Source organism: Stenotrophomonas sp. YJH_SMC_94-11, assembly GCF_059370435.1.
The window spans coordinates 675,031-700,629 of record NZ_JCAFTR010000001.1 but is presented as its reverse complement, the minus strand read 5'-3'; the positions used below and the strand labels follow the sequence as shown (position 1 = coordinate 700,629).

The 25,599-nt window shown below is 67.1% G+C and carries 16 protein-coding genes; 9 read left to right on the top strand and 7 right to left on the bottom strand.

The features are described from left to right. Positions 1 to 337 precede the first annotated feature (337 nt). Positions 338 to 3,682, top strand: coding sequence for a GH92 family glycosyl hydrolase (locus AC5P74_RS03145; RefSeq protein ID WP_346607910.1), 3,345 nt, complete (start codon positions 338 to 340; stop codon positions 3,680 to 3,682). After that, the gene (locus tag AC5P74_RS03140) at positions 3,679 to 4,422 is read left to right on the top strand and encodes a basic secretory protein-like protein (RefSeq protein ID WP_032954509.1); all 744 of its coding nucleotides are present in this window, start codon (positions 3,679 to 3,681) and stop codon (positions 4,420 to 4,422) included. The genes AC5P74_RS03145 and AC5P74_RS03140 overlap by 4 nt, the downstream gene beginning before the upstream one ends. A 385-nt stretch (positions 4,423 to 4,807) precedes the next feature. Here the strand turns inward: AC5P74_RS03140 and AC5P74_RS03135 are convergent, their stop codons facing one another. Continuing rightward, positions 4,808 to 7,099, bottom strand: coding sequence for an NADP-dependent malic enzyme (locus AC5P74_RS03135; protein ID WP_053501175.1), 2,292 nt, complete (start codon positions 7,097 to 7,099; stop codon positions 4,808 to 4,810). Between the two features lie 230 nt (positions 7,100 to 7,329). Then, positions 7,330 to 8,673: a dicarboxylate/amino acid:cation symporter gene (locus tag AC5P74_RS03130; protein WP_065178333.1), complete on the bottom strand. Its 1,344-nt coding sequence runs from the start codon at positions 8,671 to 8,673 to the stop codon at positions 7,330 to 7,332. 332 nt (positions 8,674 to 9,005) lie between these two features. Here AC5P74_RS03130 and AC5P74_RS03125 point away from each other — a divergent pair, with 332 nt between their 5' ends. From AC5P74_RS03125 to AC5P74_RS03115, 3 genes are all read left to right on the top strand, one after another. Further along, a complete protein-coding gene (locus AC5P74_RS03125) occupies positions 9,006 to 10,175 on the top strand; it encodes an OprO/OprP family phosphate-selective porin (protein WP_346608095.1) in 1,170 nt (389 codons plus the stop codon). Between the two features lie 66 nt (positions 10,176 to 10,241). Beyond that, positions 10,242 to 12,890, top strand: coding sequence for a hybrid sensor histidine kinase/response regulator (locus tag AC5P74_RS03120; protein ID WP_346608096.1), 2,649 nt, complete (start codon positions 10,242 to 10,244; stop codon positions 12,888 to 12,890). Between the two features lie 530 nt (positions 12,891 to 13,420). Then, complete coding sequence (locus AC5P74_RS03115; protein WP_206620412.1) at positions 13,421 to 13,807, top strand: hypothetical protein; 387 nt, start codon at positions 13,421 to 13,423, stop codon at positions 13,805 to 13,807. Between the two features lie 84 nt (positions 13,808 to 13,891). Here AC5P74_RS03115 and AC5P74_RS03110 read toward each other — a convergent pair whose 3' ends face one another. From AC5P74_RS03110 to AC5P74_RS03095, 4 genes are read right to left on the bottom strand one after another with little or no spacing between them, the layout of a single operon-like run. Then, positions 13,892 to 14,548, bottom strand: coding sequence for a response regulator (locus tag AC5P74_RS03110; protein ID WP_069139222.1), 657 nt, complete (start codon positions 14,546 to 14,548; stop codon positions 13,892 to 13,894). A gap of 28 nt (positions 14,549 to 14,576) precedes the next feature. Next, positions 14,577 to 15,632 carry an ABC transporter substrate-binding protein gene (locus AC5P74_RS03105; protein ID WP_495204794.1) on the bottom strand — a complete coding sequence of 352 codons (1,056 nt, stop codon included), beginning with the start codon at positions 15,630 to 15,632 and terminating at the stop codon, positions 14,577 to 14,579. Continuing rightward, the gene (locus AC5P74_RS03100) at positions 15,629 to 17,020 is read right to left on the bottom strand and encodes a sensor histidine kinase (RefSeq protein WP_032954514.1); all 1,392 of its coding nucleotides are present in this window, start codon (positions 17,018 to 17,020) and stop codon (positions 15,629 to 15,631) included. The genes AC5P74_RS03105 and AC5P74_RS03100 overlap by 4 nt, the downstream gene beginning before the upstream one ends. Further along, entirely contained in the window at positions 17,013 to 17,702 is a 690-nt protein-coding gene (locus AC5P74_RS03095; protein ID WP_005419188.1) for a response regulator transcription factor, read from the bottom strand. The genes AC5P74_RS03100 and AC5P74_RS03095 overlap by 8 nt, the downstream gene beginning before the upstream one ends. A gap of 276 nt (positions 17,703 to 17,978) precedes the next feature. Between AC5P74_RS03095 and AC5P74_RS03090 the strand changes: the two genes are divergently transcribed. From AC5P74_RS03090 to AC5P74_RS03075, 4 genes are all read left to right on the top strand, one after another. Next, positions 17,979 to 19,118 carry an OprO/OprP family phosphate-selective porin gene (locus AC5P74_RS03090; protein ID WP_070489913.1) on the top strand — a complete coding sequence of 380 codons (1,140 nt, stop codon included), beginning with the start codon at positions 17,979 to 17,981 and terminating at the stop codon, positions 19,116 to 19,118. Between the two features lie 75 nt (positions 19,119 to 19,193). Next, positions 19,194 to 20,522, top strand: a complete 1,329-nt coding sequence (locus AC5P74_RS03085) for a CitMHS family transporter (RefSeq protein WP_005419191.1) — start codon at positions 19,194 to 19,196, stop codon at positions 20,520 to 20,522. A 24-nt stretch (positions 20,523 to 20,546) separates the two neighbouring features. After that, a complete protein-coding gene (gene phbB / locus AC5P74_RS03080; protein ID WP_005419193.1) occupies positions 20,547 to 21,287 on the top strand; it encodes an acetoacetyl-CoA reductase in 741 nt (246 codons plus the stop codon). A 227-nt stretch (positions 21,288 to 21,514) separates the two neighbouring features. Next, the gene (locus AC5P74_RS03075; RefSeq protein WP_346608100.1) at positions 21,515 to 23,812 is read left to right on the top strand and encodes a TonB-dependent receptor; all 2,298 of its coding nucleotides are present in this window, start codon (positions 21,515 to 21,517) and stop codon (positions 23,810 to 23,812) included. Between the two features lie 527 nt (positions 23,813 to 24,339). On the opposite strand, the gene AC5P74_RS03070 is transcribed toward AC5P74_RS03075, so the two are convergent. After that, entirely contained in the window at positions 24,340 to 25,593 is a 1,254-nt protein-coding gene (locus AC5P74_RS03070; RefSeq protein WP_053501008.1) for a flavohemoglobin expression-modulating QEGLA motif protein, read from the bottom strand. Positions 25,594 to 25,599: the final 6 nt, after the last annotated feature.

Below are 25,599 nucleotides of genomic sequence, written 5' to 3'. Positions count from 1 at the left end.
ACGCCGCCGCCGATGCCTCGCATCTCCCCGCCGCACGCCGGGCGGCGGCGATTCCGGGGATTTCGCGGTCGTTCCGGCAGGTCCGCTCGCCAGAATCGACTCCAGCGATATTTCCCGCATTTGGATCGAACTAAATGGCACTTGCCAGCGCGCGGCGGCTGTTGCAGGATCGGGCCAGGTCGCACCTCGACCCACCCAATCCAACCCGATCGCATGGCCCGCCCCCACCGGACCGGCATCGCCTCTTCCACTGCCAGCCTGGCGGGCGGAGCGATGCTGTCCGTGGTGTCCGCCGATGCGGGTTCGCCCGCCGCCAGCCCTTCCGGGAGACCCTTGCATGACCCTGTCCGATCCGCTCCGCGCCCTGCTTCCGCTCGCCCTGGCCCTGGCCTGTGCGACCACTGCGATGCCGGCGCGGGCGCAGGGGTTGCAGACCTCGTTCGAACCGGGCGAACCTGTCCCGGCGCAGGCCACCGGTGCGCTTCAGGTCACGATCGGCAATGGACCGGCCGCGCCCTACGCCGCCAAGCGCAACGCCGGCTACAGCGGCCTGCATGCGCTGCGCTACAGCAGCGAAGGCGGCAGCGCGCGGCGCGAACTGTTCAAGGCCGACCTGCCCATCGAGGCCGATACCACGCTGTCGTGGCTGGTGCTGCCGGAAATCGTCGGCAAGGACACCGTCGCCTCGACCTATGTATCGCTGGACCTGCTGCTGGACGATGGCAGCCGCGTTTCAGCCGGTGCGGCACGCGACCAGCATGGCGTGGCGATCGGCGCACGCGCGCAGGGCGAATCGAAGACGCTGTACCCGCAACAATGGGCGCGCAAGGCAGTGCGGCTGGGCGACGTGCCCACGCTGAAGGGCCGCCGCGTGGTGGCGATCGAGCTGGAGGTAGCCAGTGCCGAGGGCGCGCCGGTCTCTGGCTGGATTGATGACGTGCGCCTGGATGCCCAACCGCGGCAGCGGCCGCAGCGCGTCTCCGACTGGGTGCTGACCACCCGCGGCACCCAGGCCAACGGCACCTTCTCGCGCGGCAACAATTTCCCGGCCACGGCGGTGCCGCACGGGTTCAACTTCTGGACCCCGGTGACCGACGCCGGCGCACTGAACTGGCTGTACCGCTGGAACGAACAGAACGATGCGCAGAACCGCCCGCAGCTGCAGGCACTGGCACTGAGCCACCAGCCCAGCCCGTGGATGGGCGACCGCCAGACCTTCCAGGTGATGCCCTCGGCCAGCCGTGGCGTGCCGGACGCCGACCGCCGCAAGCGCGCGCTGTCGTTCGACCGCCGTCATGAAAGCGCGCGCCCCTACCGCTACGACGTGCGCTTCGACAATGGCATCGCTGCTGCCATCGCACCGACCGACCATGCCGCGCTGTTCCGCTTCGAGTTCCCCGAGGGCGGCGACGCCAACCTTCTGTTCGACAATGTCGATGCGCGTGGTGGCCTGACCCTGGACACGGCCACGCAGACCCTCAGCGGCTACACCGATACGCGCAGTGGCCTGTCCAACGGCGCCAGCCGCATGTACGTGGTGGCCAGCTTCGACAAGCCGTGGCGCAGCAGCGGCCGCCTCGACACCGGCCGCCCGACCGGTTACATCAAGTTCGATGCTGGCAGCGACCGGCAGGTGACGATGCGCATCGCGACCTCGCTGATCTCGGTGGAACAGGCGCGTCACAACCTGGCGCTGGAAATCTCCGCCGCCGACACGCTGGAAAGCGTGGCGGGCCGTGCGCAGGATGCATGGGACGCGCGCCTGGCCCGCTTCGACATCGGCGATGCCACTGACGACCAGAAGACCACCTTGTATTCCAGCCTGTACCGGCTGTACCTGTATCCCAACTCCGGCCACGAGAATGCCGGCAGCGCGGCCGCGCCTGACTGGCGCTACGCCAACCAGGCCAGCGCCAGCGACGACAACACCGAAGGCAGCGCGAACCGCAGCTTCACCGGCGTGCGCGATGGCAAGGTGTTCGTCAACAACGGCTTCTGGGACACCTTCCGCACCACCTGGCCAGCCTATGCGCTGTTCACGCCCGACGATGCCGGGCAGATGGTGCAGGGCTTCATCGAGCAGTACCGTGCCGGTGGCTGGATCGCACGCTGGTCGTCGCCGGGCTACGCCGACCTGATGGTCGGCACCAGTTCGGACGTTGCCTTCGCCGATGCGTGGCTGAAGGGCATCGGCGGCTTCGATCCGGCCGAGGCCTACGCCGCCGCGCTGAAGAACGCGACCGTGGTCCCCCCCGACCGCCATGTCGGCCGCAAGGGCATGGACCGTTCGACCTTCCGTGGCTACGCCAGCGCGGACGTGCACGAAGGCATGTCGTGGACGATGGAAGGCGCACTGAATGACTTCGGCATCGCCAACATGGCCGACGCTCTGGCCAAGCGCGCGACCACGCCGGCCGCACGCGAGCGCTACAGCACCGAGGCCGACTACTTCCGCCATCGCGCCGCCAGCTACGCGACGATGTTCGATCCGGCCGCCGGCTTCTTCCAGGGCCGCAACGCCGATGGCCAGTGGCGCGTGGACGCCAAGGCCTACGACCCGCGCGTGTGGGGCCACGACTACACCGAATCCAATGGCTGGACCTTCGCCTTCACCGCCGCCCACGATGGCGAAGGACTCGCCGCGCTCTATGGTGGCCGTGACAAGCTGGCAGCAAAGCTGGATGCCTTCTTCTCCACGCCGGAAACCGCCGACCCCGCGTTTGCCGGATCCTACGGCGGCACCATCCACGAGATGACCGAAGCGCGCGATGTGCGCATGGGCATGTACGCACACAGCAACCAACCGGCGCACCACATCCCATGGATGTACCTGTACGCCGGGCAGCCGTGGAAGACCCAGCAGCACGTGCGCGAGATCCTGTCGCGGCTGTATGTGGGCAGCGAGATCGGCCAGGGCTATCCGGGCGACGAGGACAACGGCGAGACCTCCGCGTGGTACGTGCTGGCCTCGCTGGGCCTGTATCCGCTGCGCATGGGCGCCCCGGAGTACGTGATCGGTTCACCGGCGTTCGGACATGCGAGGGTGGAACTGCAGGGCGGTGCGGTGCTGACCGTGAACGCGGCCAACAACTCACGCGAGAACGTCTACGTGCAGTCGCTGAAGATCAATGGCAAGCCGTGGACGAAGACCTGGGTGCCGCACGAGCTGATCGCCAAGGGCGCGACGCTGGACTTCGTGATGGGGCCGCAGCCGTCGCGCTGGGGCAGCGGCGTGGATGACGTGCCGCGCTCGCTGACCGCGCGGGGCCAGCGCCCGCAGCTGCTGCACGACCTGCTCGGCAGTGGCGCCAAGGCGACGCTGGCCGATGGCCGCGCCCTGCCGGCGCTGGTCGATGACGATGCAGCCACCACCGTCGGCCTGGGCGGCGGCGCAACCATCGCACTGACCGGCCTGGGCGACGGCGCGCCGACCATGTACACGCTCACCAGCGGTGACGGCCGCATCCAGGGCGGCGAATGGACGCTGGAAGCGCGCAGTGGCAACGGCCGCTGGATCGTGCTCGACCAGCGCAGCGGCGAAGCCTTCGAGTCTGCCCGCCAGACCCGACCGTTCCGCATCGCCAAACCCGGCCGTTACAGCGAGTATCGGCTGCGCCTGGCCGCACCGGGCCGGCTGCCGCTGGCGGAGATCGAACTGTTGGCGCCCAGCGCCGTACAATGAGCCCCATGCGCTACCGTCTGCTGCCTCTGGCCCTTGTTGCCCTTTCCTTCTCCAGCTTCGGCCAGACCCAGGCCTTTGATGCGCAGCTGACCCGCGATGGCGTGACGCTGAACTACCAGGACGCCCGTGGCGCCCTGGCCGCGCCGCAGCGCAAGCGGGTGATCGATACGTTCTACTTCGCCTACCTGCGCGAACGTGCGGACTTCCACCCGGCCGCGCCGTCGATGGTGCGCATCGTGATCGACCCGGCCTACACCGGGATCGCCTTCGTCGGTGACAAGGACCAGGCCGCAACGATCACCATCAACCCGGGTTGGCTGGCGCAGCACCCCAACGACATCGACCTGGTCACCCATGAGGCCATGCACATCGTGCAGGGCTATCCGGGCTATGGCGACGCACGGGTGCCGGGTTGGCTGGTGGAAGGCATCGCCGACTACGCACGCGACCGCTACGGCATGGACAATGCCGCCGCGGGCTGGGCACTGCCGGGCAAGGTCGAGAAGGGGCAGAACTTCGACAGCGGCTACCGGGTCACCGGTGCGTTCCTGAAATGGGCCGACGCCGAACATCCGGGCCTGGTGCTGGCACTGGACAAGGCCCTGCGCGACGGCCGCTATGCACCGGCGCTGTGGCAGAAGCACACCGGCAAGGCACTGCCGGCGCTGTGGGCGCAGTACGCCAAGCCGCGTTCCGACGCTCCGCCGCCGGCCCCTGCACGCCGCGGCAAGCGGCGCTGACACCCACGCTGTCGTCGGCGCCTCAGCGCGACTGCACGAAACCGGCGTACAGCGCGAACAGCTGCTGGAAGTACCGCCGCGTCACTCGATTGCGCATGACACCCTCGCCGATGGGAAGTTGGTCGGGCCCAGGGTGGGAAGGCCGGTCCGGTCCCTTCCCACGGCCAGGCCGCGTGGGCGTATTGGGCCGCAGCGGCGTTGCAGGGAAATGACCGCCGGACTGCAATTCATCGGGTAGCGCCGGGCCATGCCCGGCGGAATGCGAGAAGCGCCGCGCTGCGCGCTCGCCGGGCATGGCCCGGCGCTACCCGATCCGGTTTCCGCTGGGCGGAAACGAAACGCGCCCCGAAGGGCGCGTTTCTGCAGATCGCAGCGGAACGAAGGCTTACACCTTCTTTTCCGCTTCGATCTGCTTGCGGATCTGCGCATCGACCGCCGCAATGGCGGTCATGTTCAGGATCCGGCGCGAGGTCGCGCTGGTGGTCAGGATGTGCACTGGCTTGTTCACGCCCATCAGGATCGGGCCGATCGCCACGCCGTCGGTGAACACCCGCACCAGGTTGTAAGCGATGTTGGCCGCTTCCAGGTTCGGCAGCACGAACAGGTTGGCGCGGCCCTGCAGGGTCGAGCCCGGCAGCAGCTTCTGGCGCAGCGCTTCATCCCATGCGGTGTCGCCCTGCATTTCGCCATCCACGTTCAGGCGCGGGTTGCGCTTGAGCAGCAGCTCGCGCACCTGGCGCATCTTCAGCGCATCCTTCGAATCATGGCTGCCAAAGTTGGAGTGCGACAGCAGCGCCACCTTCGGCTCGATGCCGAACAGCTTCATGCGATAGGCCGCCTGCAGGGTCGCCTCGCACAGCTGCTCGGCGGTCGGATCTTCCTGCACGTGGGTATCGACGAAGAAGAACACGCCCTGCTGGTTGATCACGCCGGTCATCGCCGAGGTCGAGGTGACCTTCGGCTCCAGCGGCAGCACGCTGCGCACGTAGCCCAGCTTCTTGTGGAAGCGGCCGACGATGCCGGTCAGCATCGCATCGGCCTCGCCACGGGCCACCATCACCGCTGCGATCAGGGTCGGGCGCGAACGCATCAGGTTCTTCGCCGCGGCCACGGTCACGCCACGACGGCCGGTCAGGCCGTGGTAGTACTGCCAGTATTCGTTGAAGCGCGGGTCATCGTTGATGTTGGTGACTTCAACGTTCTCGCCGATCTTCAGGCGCAGGCCGAGGCGCTCGATGCGCGACTCGATCACTTCCGGGCGGCCGATCAGGATCGGATGCGCCAGGCCGTCATCGACCACGTTCTGCACCGCCTGCAGCACCACTTCCTCTTCGCCCTCGGCGTACACCACGCGCTGCTTGTCGCTGCGCGCGCGGTCGTACACCGGCTTCATCATCAGGCTGGTGCGGTAGACGAACTGGGCCAGCTTGTCGCGGTAGGCGCCCATGTCCTCGATCGGGCGCGAGGCCACGCCCGAATCCATCGCGGCCTGGGCCACGGCGGCCGACAGTTCCACCAGCAGGCGGCGGTCGAACGGGCGCGGGATCAGGTATTCACGGCCGAAGCTCGGGGTCTCGCCGCCGTAGGCCGAACCCATGTCGGTGGCTGCACGGCGTGCCAGTGCAGCAATGGCACGCACGCAGGCGATCTTCATTTCCTCGTTGATCGCGGTGGCGCCCACGTCCAGCGCACCACGGAACAGGTACGGGAAGCACAGCACGTTGTTGACCTGGTTCGGGTAGTCCGAACGGCCGGTGCCGATGATCGCGTCCGGACGCGCAGCGCGCGCCACCTCCGGCATGATTTCCGGGGTCGGGTTGGCCAGCGCGAAGATCACCGGATCCGGCGCCATGGTCTTGACCATGTCGGCGGTCAGGATGCCCGGTGCCGACAGGCCCAGGAAAATGTCCGCGCCGTCGACGATCTCGGCCAGGGTGCGCTTGTCGGTGTCACGCGCATAGCGCTGCTTTTCCGGGTCCAGGTCGGTACGACCGGTGTGGATCACGCCCTCGCGATCGAAGGCCAGGATGTTCTCCGGCTTCAGGCCCAGCTGCACCAGCATGTTCACGCAGGAAATGCCGGCCGCGCCCATGCCCGTGGTCGCCAGCTTCACTTCCTCGATCTTCTTGCCGGTGATCGCCATCGCGTTGAGCACGGCCGCGCCGACGATGATCGCCGTGCCGTGCTGGTCGTCATGGAACACCGGGATCTTCATGCGCTCGCGCAGCTTGCGCTCGACCACGAAGCATTCCGGCGCCTTGATGTCCTCCAGGTTGATGCCGCCGAAGGTCGGTTCCAGCGAGGCGATGATGTCGACCAGCTTGTCCGGGTCGGTCTCATCCACTTCGATGTCGAACACATCGATGCCGGCGAACTTCTGGAACAGCACGCCCTTGCCCTCCATCACCGGCTTGCCGGCCAGCGCGCCGATGTTGCCCAGGCCCAGCACCGCGGTGCCGTTGGAGATCACCGCCACCAGGTTGCCGCGGGCGGTCAGCTCGCTGGCCTGCTGCGGGTCGGCCTTGATCGCTTCACAGGCGTACGCCACGCCCGGCGAATACGCCAGCGACAGGTCGCGCTGGGTCAGCATGGGCTTGGTAGCGGAAACCTTGATCTTTCCCGGCGGGGACATCCGGTGGTAATCGAGGGCGGCCTGTTTGAAATCTTCGTTGGACATCGATGTGGGTTACATGAATGGGCAGAAGGGACAGGGGATGATACCCCCGTTGGAGCGTCCGGACCTGTCGCTATCCTGTCGCAAGCATGCTGCGACCGCACAATTCCGTGCCGTATGCGACGGTACCGCGATACCAGCTTCGGCGCTGCCCATGACAGCCATGGGACGCCCTGAAACGCCGCGGGGCCGTACCACTGACGTGATCGGCCCCGCGGTACCACACACCTGGATCAGCCCTTGGCCGGCAGCGCCTCGGGCAGCGCATCGACCGGCGGCGGCAGTTCGCTCTCACGGCCATCCAGCGCCAGCTGCAGGCGGTTGCGGTCCAGCGCGCCTTCCCAGCGCGAGACCACCACGGTGGCCACCGCATTGCCGATGAAATTGGTCAGCGAGCGGCATTCGCTCATGAACCGGTCCACGCCCAGGATCAGCGCCATGCCAGCCACCGGCACCTCCGGCACCACGGCCAGGGTGGCGGCCAGGGTGATGAAACCGGCGCCGGTGACACCGGCCGCGCCCTTGGAGCTGAGCATGGCGACCAGCAGCAGGGCGATCTGGTGGCCCAGGGTCAGTTCGGTGTTGGTGGCCTGGGCGATGAACAGTGCCGCCAGGGTCATGTAGATGTTGGTGCCGTCCAGGTTGAACGAGTAGCCGGTCGGGACCACCAGGCCCACCACCGACTTGCTGCAGCCGGCGCGTTCCATCTTCTCCATCAGCGACGGCAGCGCCGACTCCGACGAGGAGGTGCCAAGCACCAGCAGCAGTTCGGCCTTCAGGTAGCGCGCCAGCTTGAACACCGAGAAGCCGCACAGGCGGCAGACCACACCGAGGATCACCGCCACGAACAGGAACGCGGTGAGGTAGAACGAGCCCACCAGCCAGGCCAGGTTGATCAGCGAGCCGACGCCGTACTTGCCGATGGTGAAGGCGATCGCACCGAAGGCACCGATCGGGGCAGCCTTCATCAGGATGTGCACCAGCTTGAACACCGGGGCGACCAGCGCCTCCAGGAAGTTCAGCACCGGCTTGCCCTTGTCGCCCACCATCGCCAGCGCGATGCCGAACAGCACGGCCACGAACAGCACCTGCAGGATGTTGCCATCGACAAAAGCGCTGAGCAGCGTCTTCGGGATGATGTCCATCAGGAAGCCGACCAGGGTCAGGTCATGCGACTTCTCGACGTAGCTGTGCACTGCGGTCTGGTCCAGCTCGGCCGGGTTGATGTTCATGCCCGCGCCGGGCTGCACCACGTGCGCCACGATCATGCCGACAATCAGCGCCAGCGTGGAGAAGAACAGGAAGTACGCCATTGCCTTGGCGAACACCCGGCCCACCGTGCGCAGGTGGGTCATGCTGGCGATGCCGGTGACGATGGTGAGGAAGATCACCGGCGCGATGATCATCTTCACCAGGTTGATGAAGGCATCGCCGAGCGGCTTCATCTTCTCGCCGACCAGCGGTTCGTAGTGGCCGAGGATGGCACCCAGGACGATCGCCACGATCACCTGGAAGTACAGCTGGCGATAGATCGGCAACGGCTTTGCAGGCACCGGTGCTGCGGTCGGGATGTGCATGGCGGACTCCGGAAGGGGCGTTTTCAGGCACGTACGGCCCCGGGACTGCACGGGAGCCGTTACCGTGGAAACTGACCGCAGGCCCTGTACTGCACGCACAGGGGGTGCGACCAATGGACGCCTTTGTACGCGCCAGGCACGCCGGCGCAGATAACCTATTGGTACTAGCCCCCCGGTTCAGGTGGCACAGGTGCCTACACTGGCGCCGCACCGCCCAGAAACGGGAAGGCCGGTGGCCCGGGCTGAACGGCTGGGCATGTCCCTGCGAAAGTTTCGGCCCCTGCGGCCGTTGATGTCCTGTCCACACGCAATCTGAGAGAGCCGCACCCAACATGCGCCCGAATCCCACCTTGCTGGCCCTGTCGCTGGCCGCCCTACCCGCCTTCGCTTCGGCTGCGGATTTCGACAACTGGCCGACCAAGTACACCTTCGGTGACGGCACCGAGTTGGCCGCTACCGCCAACATCGCCTACGACTACAACGACTTTTCCTCGGCCAGTGGCCTCGAGGACGACGACGCCGTGCGCCGCAAGGAATTCGGTGCGACGCTGAAGAAGAAGGGCGTGTACGACGCGATGGTCTACTACGACTTCCAGGCCGATACCTGGCTGGACGTGTTCGTGCGCTTCGAGAGCAAGGCCTTCTTCGGCCGTGACGTCGGCCGCTTCCGCTTCGGCTACATGAAGACCCCGGTCGGCCTGGATGCGAACACCTCTTCGCGTGCCGGCAGCTTCCTGGAAACCTCGCTGCCGGTGCAGGCCTTCTACGAAGGCCGCCGTACCGGTGTGGAATGGGTGCTGGAGCGCCCGCAGTACCTGCTGCAGGCAGGCGCCTATGGCGGCAAGGACCTGCAGGGCGACAACCCCGGCACCACCCAGGCGGTGCGTGCGGTGTGGACGCCGGTGAAGGCACCGGGTGACGTTATCCACCTGGGCCTGGCCTACTCGCAGGAGAACCCACGCGGCTACAGCGATGGCCGCGACGTGCACCACGAGGCCAGCGCCCGCCTGCGCGCGCGCCCGGAAGCCGGCCTGACCGACATCCGCTACGTCGATTCCGGCGCGCTGGTCACCGCCGACCAGATCCGCCGCACCGGCCTGGAAGGCATCTGGATCCGCGGCCCGTTCTCGCTGCAGGCCGAAGCGCTGCGCGCCACGGTCACCCGCCATGACGGCAAGCCCGACTTCACCGGCAGCGGCCAGTACGCGATGGCCAGCTGGGTGCTGACCGGCGAATCGCGGCCGTACAACACCGGCGCGGTGGCCAACATCAAGCCGGCGCACAACTACGGTGCGGTCGAACTGGTGGCGCGTTACAGCCGCCTGGACCTCGACGATGGTGACATCCTGGGTGGCCGCCAGCACGACCTGACGTTGGGTGCGAACTGGTACCTGACCAGCCACTTCAAGTTCCAGGCCAACTACGTGAAGGTCGACGCCAGCCGTCGTGGCGTGCACAGCACGCCGGAGATCTTCGAACTGCGCGCGCAGATGCACTTCTGACCCCTTCCACGTCAGACCCCGGCGGGCGTGCACGCCACGCCCGCCGGCCCTGCGTAGACTGCCGCCATGTACTGGCTCAGCCGCCACCGGATGCTGTTGCTGACGATCCTGGTGATGGTCGGTGGCACCGTGCTGTGCGCGGTCGCCGCTGGCCATTACGCCTGGCGGCGCGCGCTCGGCGACGAAAGCAGCCAGGTGCAACGCCAGCTGCAGCTGTATGGCCAGGGCCTGCAACAGCGCATCGACCGCTTCGGCACCTTGCCGCAGGTCATGGCACTGGATCCGGATCTGCTGCACGCACTGCGTGTGCCGCCCTCGCCCGGCGAACGGCAGCGACTGAACCTGAAGCTGCAACGTGCCAATGAAGTCACCCGGGCCTCGACCCTGACCCTGGTCGGCCACGATGGTGTGGCGGTGGCGGCCAGCAACTGGGACCAACCGACCAGCAACGTCGGCGAGAACTACAGCTACCGCCCCTACTACCGCCAGGCGCTGGCGCAGGGCCGTGGCCGCTTCTACGGCATCGGCATGACTACCGGCGTGCCCGGCTATTATCTTTCGCAGGCCATCGAGGATGACGGCAAGCGGCTCGGCGTGGTGGTGATCAAGGTCGAGCTGTCCGCGCTGGAACAGGAATGGTTGAGCAGCCCGGACGTGGTGCTGGCCAGCGACGACCATGACGTCGTGTTCCTGGCCAACCGGGACAGCTGGCGCTACCGGCTGCTGCGTCCGCTGCGTGCCGGTGAGCGCCGCGAAATGCTCGATGCACGTCAGTACGCCGACCGTGCCCTGCAGCCCTTGCGTGCACGTACCGAAGACGTGCTGTCCGATGGCGGCCGCATGGTGCGGCTGCTGGATCCTGCGCTGCCGCAGCCGATGCTGTGGCAAAGCCTGGCGCTGCCCGCCGAGGGCTGGAACCTGCACCTGCTGCACGACGCCGGCGCCGCTACTGCTGCCGGTCGCGCGGCCGCCCTGACCGGCGGTGCCGCGTGGCTGGCCTTGGGCTTCCTGGTGCTGTTCGTGCAGCAGCGCAGGCGCCTGGCCAAGCATCGCCTGCGCAGCCGCCGCGAACTGGAAACCCTGCTCAAGCAGCACGCACAGGAGCTGCGCACCGCACAGGATGGCCTGCTGCAGGCCGCCACCGACGCCGACAGTGGTCTCAGCCGCAGCCTCGAACACCTGCCGCAGGGTGTGGTGGTGATCGACCGCGACCTGCGCCTGGTCGCGTGGAATTCGCGCTATCTGGAACTGTTCCGGTTCCCGGCAGACCTGGTGCGCGTGGGCCGGCCGATCGAGGAACTATTCCGTTTCAATGCCCGTCGTGGCCTGCTCGGTCCCGGCCCGGTGGACGAGGCCATCGAGCGCCGCCTGAACCACCTGCGCAGTGGCCGCCCGCACATGCGCGAGAGCGAAAAGGACGACGGCACGGTGCTGGAGATCCGCGGCAATCCCCTGCCTGATGGCGGCTTCGTCACCAGCTACGCCGACATCACCAGCTACAAGAATGCCGCGCGCGAACTGCGCTCGCTGGCCGATGCGCTGGAACACCGCATCGCCGAACGCACCCGTGACCTGGACGAGGCGCGGCGCGAGGCCGAGCAGGCCAACCGCTACAAGACCCGCTTCGTCGCCTCGGCGGTGCACGACCTGCTGCAGCCGCTCAACGCTGCGCGCATGTTCGTCTCGGTGCTGCGCGGCAAGCTGGGCGACCCGGCGCAGCAGCAGACTGCCGATCATATCGATGCCGCGCTGGCGGCGCAGGACGCGATCCTCAACAGCCTGCTGGATATCTCGCGCCTGGAATCAGGATCGCTGCAGGTCCGCGTGCGCACGTTTGCACTTTCTCCGCTGCTGGAGACCCTGGCGCGCGAGTTCGGCATCGCCGCCCAGAGCCGTGGCCTGCAGCTTGACTGGGTGGATACCCGCGCAGTGGTGGTCAGCGACGAAGCCCTGCTGCGGCGGATCCTGCAGAACTTCCTGTCCAACGCGTTGCGCTACACCCCACGTGGGCGCGTGATGATCGGCTGCCGGCGTGCAGGCGATCAACTGCGCATCGAAGTGCATGACCAGGGCCCGGGCATTCCGGAAAGCCTGCAGGGTGAGATTTTCGAGGAGTTCCGCCGGCTGAACGACGGCGTGGAACAGGAACGTGGCGCCGGCCTGGGCCTGGCCATCGTCGAACGCATCGGCCGCCTGCTCGGCCACCGCATCAGCCTGCGCTCTACACTGGGCAAGGGCAGCGTCTTCGCCGTGAGCGTAGCACTCGGGCGCGCCGACGATGTGATCGCACCTGCCGCAGCGCCGGTCATCGCGAGCGAACCCTCCGACGACAGCCCACTGCGAAAGTGCCGGGTGTGGAGCATCGACGATGATCCCCACGTCTGTGCGGCGACCCGTGCGCTGCTGGAGCGCTGGGGTTGCCAGGTGGAACTTGCCGACGGTCCGCAGGGTGCTCTGGAAATCGCCAGTGCATTGAACGTGCCGCAGTTGCTGCTGCTGGACGTGCGCATGGGGCAATGGCACGGACCGGACCTGTATGAAGCGCTGTGCACGCTGTGGAAGGCGCGGCCGCCGGTGATCCTGGTGACCGCCGAGCGTGATGAGGCACTGAAAGCGCATGCTGCCGAGAACGGCTGGGGCTTCCTGCTCAAGCCGGTGCGGCCGCCCGCGTTGCGGGCATTGATGACGCAGATGCTGTTGCGGCATCGGGGCTAGGACGGCTCGGCCACGCGGGCGTCGCGTTGCCGGCGCACGCTGGCTTTGCTCCTCGTTGATTCCGTACCGAATTCCCAAACCTCTTCGCGCGACAGCCATGGGCAAGGAGGAAATGGATGCGCCGCGTCATTGCGTAGGGCATGGAGAAAATCCGAGTGGGGAGAGAGCAGTCTCCTGACTGACCGGCGCTGCTGAGGATCAGTAGATTTCAACGTTCGGCTGATCGGCAGATCGTACTGAAGACAGCCACAGCCTACGGCCAAGGATCCAGCATGCCCTGCCATCACCTATCCATCGCCCCCCTCCGATACCTCCATCGAATCACAGCAATGCTCTTCTGCCTGTGCTGCGCGGGATGCATGGCTGACAGCACACCAGATACGGACGTCAGCCTCAGGAGGGCCGCGACAGAAGCACAGGCTCCTCCAGCCATATCGAATGCGGACGCCTCGCCGAACCCCGGCATTCCGACAGCGGCCACGCATCGCGCAGCGTCTTCGCTCGCGCTTCTTCGGTCAGAATCCGCACTCATGTTCAAGGACGGCATCTCGATCCTGGCCGCCGAGGGCCTCCTGCAGTCAAGCAGAAACATGTCGGATGCGATCAACCGCATGACGCAGGATGCAGCTTCCAGCCCCGAGGCGCAGGACCTGACCCGGCACTATCGATCATCACTTGAACGTGCAATCGGTCAAGAAGGTGTACTTGAACGCTTTTCGTGTGGCCTGAGCATCTGCATCGGTATCGCCCGGACCCGAAGCAGCGCGGATCATGAGGCGTGGGGTCACAGGTTTGCGTCAGATGCATCCTCTCCCACTTACAGCTATGCCGAAGCGTCTGAGCATTCCTGGATGGGATACGAGAACAGGTTCATCTTTTCGATCGACCCGCAGATAAGTTCGATCAGCGGCAACTGACGGGCCAGACTCCATTTTCGCGTTGGCGCAGTTGATTCGAGCAGCTCAGAATGCTCTCACCGAGAGCCAAGTGCCCTGCCCAGGTCAGCCGTCCATCCCTGCCCGCGGGTCGCCTTCCGGTTCCAGCGCCTTCACCAGCACCGCCGCCTGCGTGCGGCTATGGCATTCGAGCTTCTTCAGGATGGCAGTGACGTGCACCTTCACCGTGTTCTCGGCCAGGCCCAGCTCGTAGGCGATCTGCTTGTTGAGCAGGCCATCGGCTAGGCACAGCAGCACGCGGAACTGCTGCGGGGTCAGCTGCGCCAGGCGGCTGGCCAGCAGTGCATCGGCCTCAGAACGCTCGGCGGCCATCGCCGGGAACCACAGGCCACCATCGAGCACCGCCTGCACGGCCTCGCCGATGGTCTCGGCCGGGGCCGACTTCGGGATGAAGCCGGCCGCGCCGAACTGCTGGGCACGGCGGATCACCCGCGGATGGTCGTTGGACGATAGGATCACCACCGGAATGTCGGGATGCGAGCCACGCACGTGCAGCAGCGCGGAAAAGCCGTGCGCGCCAGGCATGGTCAGGTCGAGCAGCACCAGGTCCACGTCCGGCTGCGCGTCGAGCGTCTCGGCCAATGCCTCGGCGCTCGCAACCTCGCGCACCTGTGCCAACGGCAGGCTCTGCCGCAAGGACTGCACCACCGCCGAACGCAGCAGCGGGTGGTCATCGGCGATCAGGATGGTGTATTCGCTCATACCGCCATTGTACGGGCAGGTCGCCGCCTCAGCGCCCGGCCGGCTCGACGCTGCTGCGCCAGGCATCGAGAAACTGGCGACGCTTGAGCGCGTCCAGATACACCAGCAGGCCCGGACCCAGCTGGATCGGGCGGCGGCTGCGGCCCGGCGCATCATCGCCGCGCGCGCTGCCGGTCACGATCGGCATCAGCCGTGCCTCGCGCGACAGCACCTGCTGGCCGCGTGGCGACAGCAGGTAGTCAAGGAAGCGCCGGGCTTCTTCCGGGTGTGGGCCGGTACGCGGGATCACTGCGGTACGCAGCACCACCAGCGTGTAGTCCTCGGGCTCCACAATGCCCAGCGGCGCGCCGGCATCAACGCGCGCCTGCGCGTAGGAGCCAAGCACGTTGTAGACCAGCGACAGCTGGCCACTGGCCACCTGGTCCAGCAGCACGCCGGTGCGCTCCTCGCGCACCACGTCGTTGTCGCCGAGCGCGCCCAGCAGCGCGCCGGCAATGCTGCCGCGCTGCGCGTCCTGGGTCGCCAACAGGTAGCCGACGCTGCTGCGCTCGATGTCATAGGTGCCGACCCTGCCGCGCAGGGGTGCACCTTCAGCACGCAGCCGGTCCAGCAGCTGGCGGCGCGTGTGCGGCACATTAGCCGCCGGCAGTGCGCGGGTGTTGTAGACCATCACCACCGGCTCGTAGCTGATGCCGAACGCCTCGCTGCGCCATTGCGCCCACGCCGGCAGCGCCGCGGTCTGCGCCGAGCGATGCGGCAGCGCATGGCCATCGTTGACCAGCTTGGTCTGCAGGTCCATGCCGCTGGAGATCAGCAGGTCCGGCGATGCCGGCCCGGCACGGTCGTGCAGGTAGCGCGCGTACAGGTCCTGGGTGATGATGTCCTCGTACACCACCTCGGTGCCGGGGTGCAGGCGCTGGTAGTCGGCGATGACCACCGCGAACACTTCGATGTCGGTGGTGCCGTGGATGCGCAGCTGAGCGGTGGCCGCTCCCTGTGCGGGAAAACGGCGCACATCGCCGGGCGCGGCCAACACCGGCAGGGCCAGCAGCAGCGCAACAGTCGTGGCGAACAAGCGGATCATGGACTGCTCCGGGGCAGGCGGATGGTGGCGACCAGCCCGCCCTGCGGGCGGTTGCTCAGGTCAATGCGGCCGCCATGGCTGTCGACCACGCGCTTGACGATGGCCAGGCCCAGCCCGGCACCACCGGAGGGCGCGCCTTCGCCACGGGCGAAACGCTCGAATACGCGCTCGGCATCGGCCGGGGCGATGCCCGCGCCGTGGTCGGCGATGGTCAGCACGGCCTGCTCGCCTTCCACGGTAAGGGCAATCTGCAAGTCGCCGTCACCGCCGTACTTCAGTGCGTTGTCGACCAGGTTCTTGATCGCCTCGCGCAGCAGCAGCGCATCGCCGTGCACCAATGCCGGTTCGGCGGTCATCGCCAACTGCACGCGCGGCGCCGGACCGGCCTGCGGCAGCGCTTCATGCAGGGCCTGGTGCACGGTCTCGGCCAGGTCCACCGCTGCAAAGCGCTGCAGATGCGAACGATGGATCACGCTGGCATCGCTGAGCAGCTGGTTCAGCAGCCGGCTCATATGGGTGGCGTTGCGCTCGATCGCCTGCAGGCTGCGCCGCATGTCCTCCGGATCGTCATCATCCAGCGCCAGCTGTGCCTGTGCGCGCAATGCCGCCAGCGGCGTGCGCATCTGATGCGCAGCCTCGGCCATGAACGCGCGCAGTGTCTCGTTGCTGCTGGACAGGCGTTCCATGAAGCGGTTCAGCGCCGCCACCATCTGGTCCATCTCGCGCGGAACGCGGGCATCCAGCGGCTTCAGGTCGGACGGCTCCCGTCGCGACAGCTCGCGCTCCACCCGCACCAGCGGCCGGAATGCGCGATGCACGCCGAACGCCACCAGTGCCAGCAGCAGCCCGGACAGCACGCCGATCGCCAGCAACGCGCGATTGACCATGTCCTGCGCGACCGCTTCACGCGCACGCCGGGTCTGGCCGACCTGGACCTGCACCTCGCCCTGCGCCGAGGCAGCGGCGAAGCTGCGGCCGACCACCACGAAGCGCACGGTCTCGCCGCTGTAGGTGGCATCGAACAGCTGCGGCTGGGTACCGGGCCGGCGCGGCGCTGCCGGCAGGTCATCGTAGCCGGTGATCAGCGTGCCGCGGCTGTCGGCCACGCGATAGAACACGCGGTCCTCCGGCGCCATCGCCAACAGGTCCAGCGCCGCATACGGCAGATCGACCTGCCACTGCCCATCGACCAGCGCCACCGAATCGGCGATGGACAGTGCCGAGGACACCAGCAGGTGATCGTAGGAACGGTTGGCGGCACGCTGGCCGTAATCGCGTGCGGCGAACAGCAGGGCCACCGCGAACACCGCCAGCAGCACGCCGAGATAGAGCAGCAGCGTGCGCCGCAGCGAACCCGGCGCCGCAGTCGCAGCGCGCGCGTCAGCCATCGGCGTCGGCATGGGTATCGCTGGCCTCCAGCAGATAGCCGACACCGCGCACCGTGGTGATGCGCAGCGGTGCGCCCGCCAGCTTCTTTCTCAGGCGACCAACATACAACTCGATGGCATTCGGGCCCGCTTCGTCATCGAAACCGAACAGGCCGTTGCCGATCTCATCCTTGCCGACCACTTGGCCGAGGCGCCCGACCAGGATCTCCAGCAGGCGGTACTCGCGGTTGGGCAGTTCGATCGGTTCGCCGTCGAGGCTGACCCGGTGCGCAGCGTTGTCGAACTGGAAGCCGCCGATCTGCACCACTTCGCTGGCCTGGCCACGCGCACGCCGCAGCAGCACGCGGCAGCGCGCTTCGAACTCGCGGAAATCGAACGGCTTGCCCAGATAATCGTCGGCACCGACATCCAGCGCCTGCACGCGATCCTCGATGCCATCGCGCGCGGTCAGCATCAGCACCGGCGTGCTGTCACCGCGCTCGCGCATGCCGGCCAGCACGCGCAGGCCATCGAGCTTGGGCAGGCCGATGTCCAGCACCACCAGGTCGAAGCTCTGGTAACGCAGCACGCTGGCGGCGGCCAGGCCATCGGCCTGCCAGTCCACGGCGTGCCCGCTGCGGCGCATCCGGCGGATGATCGCATCGGCCAGATCCGGGTTGTCTTCGACCAGCAGCAGGCGCATGGGCACACGGGTGGGAGGGGAACCGAATGCTACCGCATGCCGCCGGGTCCGCCCGCCGGTCATGGACCGGCGCTACCGGGATACATCGCATGGGTAGCACAGGGCGGTGCCCGGCGGTCGTTTACGCTGCACCGCACAAACCACTGACAGGACGATGACAGCTTGCCCGACCCAGACTGCGGCCGCGCACCGTCCGGTGCCCACGATTGCCGCGCGCCTGGCGCGCACCTGGGAGGGTTTGTGGAATTCACGTTTGCCTGGCGGCGTCCTGCCGCCATGATGGCGCTGGCTGCCCTGTCGGCGCCGGCCTTCGCTGCCGAAGACGACCGCCCGGTCACCGCCACCCTCGGTGGCCGCCTGCACCTGGACTTCGCCACCTTCGACAACGACAACCGCGGCACCCCGAACAAGGACGACACCGAGATCCGTCGCGCCTGGCTGGACGTGTCCGGCAAGTTCTTCGTGGTCGACTACAAGCTGGAAGCCGACTTCTCCGGCGACCGCGTCGAGGCCAAGGATGTCTACCTGGCACGCAGCTTCGGCGAGGCCGGCAAGCTGACCGTCGGCCAGTTCAAGCAGTACTTCTCGCTGGATGACCGTACCAGCTCCAACTACGGCAGCTTCCTGGAGCGCGGCAACGCCGGCACCACGCTGGCGCCGCTGTACCGCCTGGGTGCGTCCTGGCAGGCCAATCCGGGGGATTTCACCTGGGCGGCCAGCCTCTACAGCCTGGAGAGCATCGACGCCTGGCAGGTGAAGGGCCGCGCGGCGGGTGGTCGCGTCACCTGGGCGCCCACGCCCAGCGACGGTGACGTGCTGCACCTGGGCCTGTCGCTGGCCCGCGAGGCCTACGACAACCCGGGTGCCAACGGCGTGCCCGGCCTGCGCATCCGTCCGCGCCCGGCCGGCCACCTGTCCGACAACAGCCGCCTGACCCTGGTCGACTTCTCCGCCGGCCGCGATACCGACGTCAACAAGTGGTCGCTGGAATACGCGCAGGTGCGCGGCCCGCTGTCGTGGCAGGGCGAGTTCAGTGGCGCCACCTTCGATGACGGCGCCCAGCGCGGCGACGTGATGGCGGCCTACGGCATGCTCAGCTGGTTCGTCACCGGCGAAAGCCGTGCCTACGACCGCAAGACCGGCCGCTTCGCACGGGTCAAGGACATCCGCCACAAGGCTGGGGCCTTCGAAGTAGCGCTGCGTTACGACCAGATGTGGGGCGCGCAGCACCTCGATGGCGCGCCGGACCTGCGCCGTGGCAGCACCGAAGCCTGGACGCTGGGTGGCAACTGGTACCTGCGCGACAACCTGCGCTTCATGCTCAACGTGATCGAAAGCCGCAACCGCGACCGCCTGGCCGGAGTCACGGTGGACCGCACGCGCGCGGTCACCGGCCGCCTGCAGTACGACTTCTAAGCCAGCTGTGCCGGGCAAACCACCCGGCCCCCTTCCACTCCCCCACATCCTGTTTTCGCAAGGAGTCCGCAGATGATGCTGAGCATCCTCGGCTTTGGCATGGTCATTACATTCATGTACTTGATCATGAGCAAGCGGTTGTCGCCGCTGGTGGCCCTGATCACCATTCCCATCCTGTTCGCGCTGATCGGCGGCTTCGGTGCCGGCATCGACGAGATGATGCTGGAGGGCATCAAGAAGATCGCGCCGACCGGCGTGATGCTGATGTTCGCCATCCTCTACTTCGGGGTGATGATCGACGCCGGCCTGTTCGATCCGCTGGTAAGGGTGATCCTGCGCTTCGTCAAGGGCGACCCGATGAAGATCGTGCTTGGCACTGCGGTGCTGGCGATGCTGATCTCGCTCGATGGCGACGGTTCGACCACCTACATGATCACCGTCTCGGCGATGCTGCCGCTGTACCAGCGCCTCGGCATGAACGCGCTGAACATGACCTGCGTGACCATCCTGGCCGGCGGCGTGATGAACCTGACCCCGTGGGGCGGCCCGACCGCACGCGCGGCCACCGCGCTGCACGTGGACCCGGCCGATGTGTTCGTGCCGCTGATCCCGTCGATGGTGATCGCCTGTGCCGGCGTGCTGCTGCTGGCCTGGTACCTGGGCCTGAAGGAACGCCGTCGCCTTGGCGTGGTGACCCTGCCCAAGGGCGGCAGCTGGATGGACAACAGCGTGTCCGATGACAGCAATCCGCTGCCGACCGTGGAAGACGCCGAGGACATCAAGCGTCCGAAGCTGCTGTGGGTCAACCTGGCCCTGACCGTGGCGCTGATGACCGCGCTGATCATCGGCGTGCTGCCGATGCCGGTGCTGTTCATGGTCGGCTTCGCCATCGCCCTGGTGATCAACTACCCGAACCTGGCCGAGCAGCGCCGCCGCGTGGTCAACCATGCCGGCAACGTGCTGTCGGTGGTGTCGCTGATCTTCGCTGCGGGCATCTTCACCGGCATCCTCAACAACACCGGCATGGTCGAGGCGATGTCACACAGCTTCCTGGCGGTGATTCCGGAGTCGTGGGGCCCGTACCTGGCGGTGATCACCGCCGTGGCGTCGATGCCGTTCACCTTCTTCATGTCCAACGACGCGTTCTACTTCGGCGTGCTGCCGATCCTGTCCGAGGCCGCCGGCAACTACGGCATCACCCCGGTGGAAATGGCGCGCGCCTCGCTGGCCGGCCAGCCGGTGCACCTGCTCAGCCCGCTGGTGCCCTCCACCTACCTGCTGGTGGGCCTGGCCAAGGTCGAATTCGCCGACCACCAGAAGTTCACCCTGAAGTGGGCCATCGCCATCTCGATGCTGCTGATGATCGGCAGCCTGCTGTTCGGCCTTTACCCCCTCGCCGCCTGACCCTTTGCCAAGGAGCCTTCTGCAATGACGCTTCGAATCGCTTACGTCACCAGTGGAATGGGCAGTGTCGGCACTGCCATCTGCCAGAGCCTGGCCCGCAGCGGCCACACCGTGGTTGCCGGCTGCGCGCCGAACTCGCCGCGCAAGGCCAACTGGCTGCGCGAGCAGCGCGAACAGGGCTTCGACTTCATCGCCTCCGAAGGCAACGCCACCGACTGGGCCTCGACCAGCGCCGCGTTCGCCAAGGTCCGCGCAGAAGTCGGTGAAGTGGACGTGCTGGTCAACAACTCCGGCGGCAGCCGCGACCTGCTGTTCCGGCAGATGACGGTGGAAGACTGGAATGCGGTGATCGCCTCTAACCTCAATGCGCTGTTCAACCTGACCAAGCAGGTGGTCGATGGGATGGCCACGCGTGGCTGGGGCCGCATCATCAACATCGGTTCGGTCAGCGCCCACAAGGGCCAGATCGGCCAGGTGAACTACGCCACCGCCAAGGCCGCGATGCACGGTTTCAGCCGTGCACTGGCCGCCGAAGTGGCCTCGCGCGGCGTTACCGTCAACACGCTGTCGCCGGGTTACATCGCCAGCCAGGCGATCAGCAGCTTCCCGCCGGACGTCCTGGATCGGCTGGCCGCATCGGTGCCGGTGCGCCGCCTCGGCCGCCCCGAGGAAGTGGCCGGCCTGTGCGCGTGGCTGGCCTCGGATGAAGCCTCGTATGTGACCGGCGCCGACTATCCGGTCAACGGTGGCCTGTACATGGGTTGAGCCCTCCTCCACGCAACGCGTGGACCGCCTCCCCCACGGAGTGCGCGGGGCCGGTGAACCTTCGCTTGCGAGGGGAATCCGGCCCCTTTTTTATTCGGCTGCGGGACATGTGCGGGTGCCCTGCACCGTTCGTTGGTTTTTCGTAAAGAAGGTTTCATGTTCCGTTCGCATAGTGGCCATGCACCGCGCACGCGTGCCGGTGACCACCCCCCATGCAACGGACCACCATGCAGACCCGACACCTGACGATCGCCGTGGCGATCGCGCTCTCCGCCGCCGCCAGCGCCCACGCTGCCACCACCGCCGATACCGGCGCCAGCACCGATGCCGCGCTGAGCGCGCAGACGCTGGATACCGTCTCCGTGATCGGCCAGGGCGAGACCCGCCAGGTGCAGCGCATCACCACCGTCGACAAGCAGGTGCTGCCGCCGGGCACCAGTGGCCAGAAAATCCTCGACCGCCTCCCGGGCGTGTCGGTGCAGTCCAACGATGCCTTCGGCGCGAACGAAGAATCGCAGACCATCAGCCTGCGCGGCTTCGACAAGAGCCGCCTCGGCTATACGCTGGACGGCATCCCGCTGGGTGACAACAGCTACGGCAACTACAACGGCCTGAGCATTGCCCGCGCGATCATTGCCGAGAACCTGGCCGGTGCCGAGCTGTCGCAGGGCATCGGTTCGCTGGGCGTGGCTTCGACCAGCAACCTGGGCGGCACCATCCAGTATTTCTCGATGGACCCGTCCACTGAATTCGGTGGCCGCGCCAGCGTCACCGTCGGCGACAACAACCAGCGCCGTGGCTACCTGCGCGTGGACACCGGCGACCTCAACGGCTTCTCGGCCTATGTGTCCGGCGTGCACCAGGACCAGGACATGTGGGCCGCGCCGTACCAGAACCAGACCACCCGCCAGTTCAACGCCAAGGCCGTGTGGAATATCGGCGACCACCGTTTCGGTGCGTTCGTGGCGACCTCGCGCGCCAGCCAGGCCAACTACGCCTACCTGTCCAAGGACATGCTGGCCCGCGGCCTGGGCTATGACTGGAACATCTACGCACCGGACTGGGACCGCGCCGTCGCTGCTGCGTACTGCGCGCCGGGCACCTACAACAAGGCGCGCTGCAGGTTCAGCGGCGGCGTCAACAGCATCGACGATGCGTACTACCAGAGCCGTGCACTTCGCGACGACAACCTCTATTCGGTCGATGCCGACCTGCGCCTGGGCGAGCAGGGTCGCCTGAAGCTGCTGGCCTACCACCACGACAACCGTGGCCAGGGCCACTGGTGGGCACCGGGCCAGCCGTCCTACCCGGGCACCGACAGGATGCTGCCGATTTCGATCCGCAGCACCAACTACACGATCAACCGCGATGGTGTGACCGCCGCGCTGTCGTGGACGGTGGGCATCCACGAACTGGAGGCCGGCCTGTGGTACGAGCAGAACGACCATAACGTGTCGCGCAACTTCTACTACATCAGCGGCCCGTTCCTGGACGACCTGTACCTGAAGAACCCGGACCGCCTGCTGTTCAACCAGGATTTCGACATCCGCACGCGCCAGTTCTACGTGCAGGACCGCATGCGCTTCCTCGACCAGCGCCTGACCGTGGACGTGGGCATCAAGAGCCCGAACACCCGCATGCGCGCCACCGCCCAGCCGGGCGTGGAAACCAGCATCGCTTCGGGCACGCTGACCGCCAAGAAGTCGGTGCTGCCGCAGGTGGGCCTGGGCTTCAAGCTCAACGCCAACAATGAACTGTTCGCCTCGTACGCCGAGAACATCGCCGCCTTCGTCGGTGGCGGCAGCGGTGGCCCGTTGCAGGTGTCGCCGGAATCGTTCGCAGCCAGCGCCGGCCTGGAGCCGGAGAAGTCCAAGAGCCTGGAAGCCGGCTTCCGTACCTTCGGCGAGAAGTACCAGGCCTCGATCGCGGCCTACAACGTGAAGTTCGACAACCGCCTGCTGTCGCTGAACCCGTGTTCCAGCATCGAAGTCGGCACGCGTCCGGAGTGCGTAACGCGCTTCATCAATGTCGGTTCGGTGAAGAGCCACGGCGCGGAACTGACCTTCATCCTCAAGCCGATCGACGGCCTGCAGTGGTACAACGCGCTGTCCTGGAACAAGACCACCTACGAGGATGACTACACCTCGGGCGGCGCGATCGTGCCGGTGGCCGGCAAGATCACGGTGGATACGCCGCAGCGCATGGCCTCCAGCGAGATCAGCTGGAACCGCGATGGCTTCTTCGCCAGCCTGCGTGCCAAGTACACCGGCAAGCGCTACTACACCTACACCAACGACCAGTCGGTGCCGGGCGTGACCACCTTCGACGCCGGTGCAGGCTACGACTTCGGCCCGGGCCTGGGCCTGCGCAACGTTCGGGTGTCGTTGAATGCGACCAACCTGACCAACAAGCGCTACGCCGGCCAGCTGAGCTCGTTCGCACCGACCGATCCGAAGGGCACGCGCTATGCGATCCATGCGAGCGCACCGCGGCAGCTGTTCATGACGGTGGCGGCGGAGTTCTAAATCGAAAGCGTTGCCCCGCGGCGTCTTGATTACCGCTGCGGGGCAGGGCCGGATGGGCCGGCGCAGGACACGCCGTAAACCCATCCATGGGGGCTCGATGGCGCCATCCATGGCGCCAACGGTCCTGCGCCGGCCCATCCGACCCTGCTCGACGGTTTCCCGCGCCACGGTGCGGAGGACAAAGAAGAGCAAAAGCAAAGGGCCGGGCATTGCCCGGCTCTTTGCTTTTCAAGATTTTCAAGCGCAATCCCTTCGGTGCGGTGATGTGCTGCCGCCCGCGCGGGAATCTGTCTGGCGGCGGTGGGACCCCCTGGCCAGGACCGTGAGGCGCATGGATGCGCCGATCGAGCCCCCATGGGTGAGGGCGCTTTGCTTGCGAAGCACTGCTTCGCAAGCGCCCGAACGCCCAGCCGCCAGCGGCTGGGCCGGACCGCGAAGCGGGGTTTACGGCGTGTCCTGGACAGGGTGTCCCACCGCCGCCCAGCGATATCAATCAAGGCGCCAGCGCTTCATCCCGCCAACGCCTTTCATTCCGGCGCCAGCTGGTCCATCCGTATCCGGTTGGCGAACAGCGAGAACGCCAGCATGCCGGCCAGGCCGTTCGCCCGGCTCACCCAGTGCGGCAGCCAGCGCGGTGGCTTCAGCACCCCCGCCTCGAACAGCGGCGCGAACGCGATCGCATCGGCCAGGCTCATCTTGCCCGCGAACAACCAGCGGCAGACCTGCAGGCGGTCCTCGGCCAGCATGTGGCGGAAGAAGGTATGCACCGACACCAGGCCGCGCAGGTACACCGTGTCCTTGGTGAAGGCCAGGCCACCACGGGGCGGTACGCCGCGGAATACGCGCTGCGCCGAGGCGAAACTCTCTTCGGCGTTCTGCCCCGCGTCGCAGAAGTAGCGGAATACCTCGATGAAGTCGGCGCCTTCGCGTGCCATCGCAATCGCTTCAGTGCGCAGGCTGATGCGCTTGAGGCGCTCGATGTCGATACTGCCGGTGATCTGCTCGGCAAACGTCGCCAGCCCTTCCTGGGTGGCCGTCACCCGCGGCGAGGACAACGCCAGGCTGGGCAGCACCGGTTGTTCGCGGCCATTCAAGGCGGTCAGCGAATGCACCAGCGCTTCGTGGTGGAACAGCTGCGCGCGGTCGTAGGCACTGAAGCGCGCACTGGTGCGCAGGCGGATGCGGGTCGGTCCGGCAGCGGCCTTGGACACCAGCTCTGGATCGAGCTGCACCTGGATGATGCGCGATTCGAAGAATGCATCCAGGTCATTCTGCAGCTGCAGCTGCAGGGCAATGGCCGAGACCGGCACCTGCTCTTCCGGCGCCAGCAGTTCGTGATCGAGTTCGGCAGCAATCTGGATGAAGTGACGCGCCGCTTCGCGCGTGCTCGGGCCATTGCCTGGCAACGGCTGCTCGGGCGCGCCGAACAACTGCACCGAACAGGTATCGACGGCGGCAGTGCCCAGCCCCTCAAGCAGCTGCGCGGCCAGGTCCCAGCTCTGTGCCGACTGGCGCACGTAGTGGCCCAGCGGATGGCTGTCGTCGCAGTCAGCGGCGATCGCAGCCAGCGCGCGACGTTCTTCGCTGAAGTCCAGCCGTGGGTAATCCACCTTCGGCAGCACCGGCTGGCCACGTGCCACGCTGTCCAGGAACGGGGCCTGCAGCGTGGCAGGCCAGCTGGTCAGCCCCAGCAGGCGGATGCCTCCCACGGCCTCGACCAGGCGCGCATCGAGCGCTGCATGGTGGGCCACCTCACGGTCCAGCGTCGCGGTCGGTTCCATGCGCGG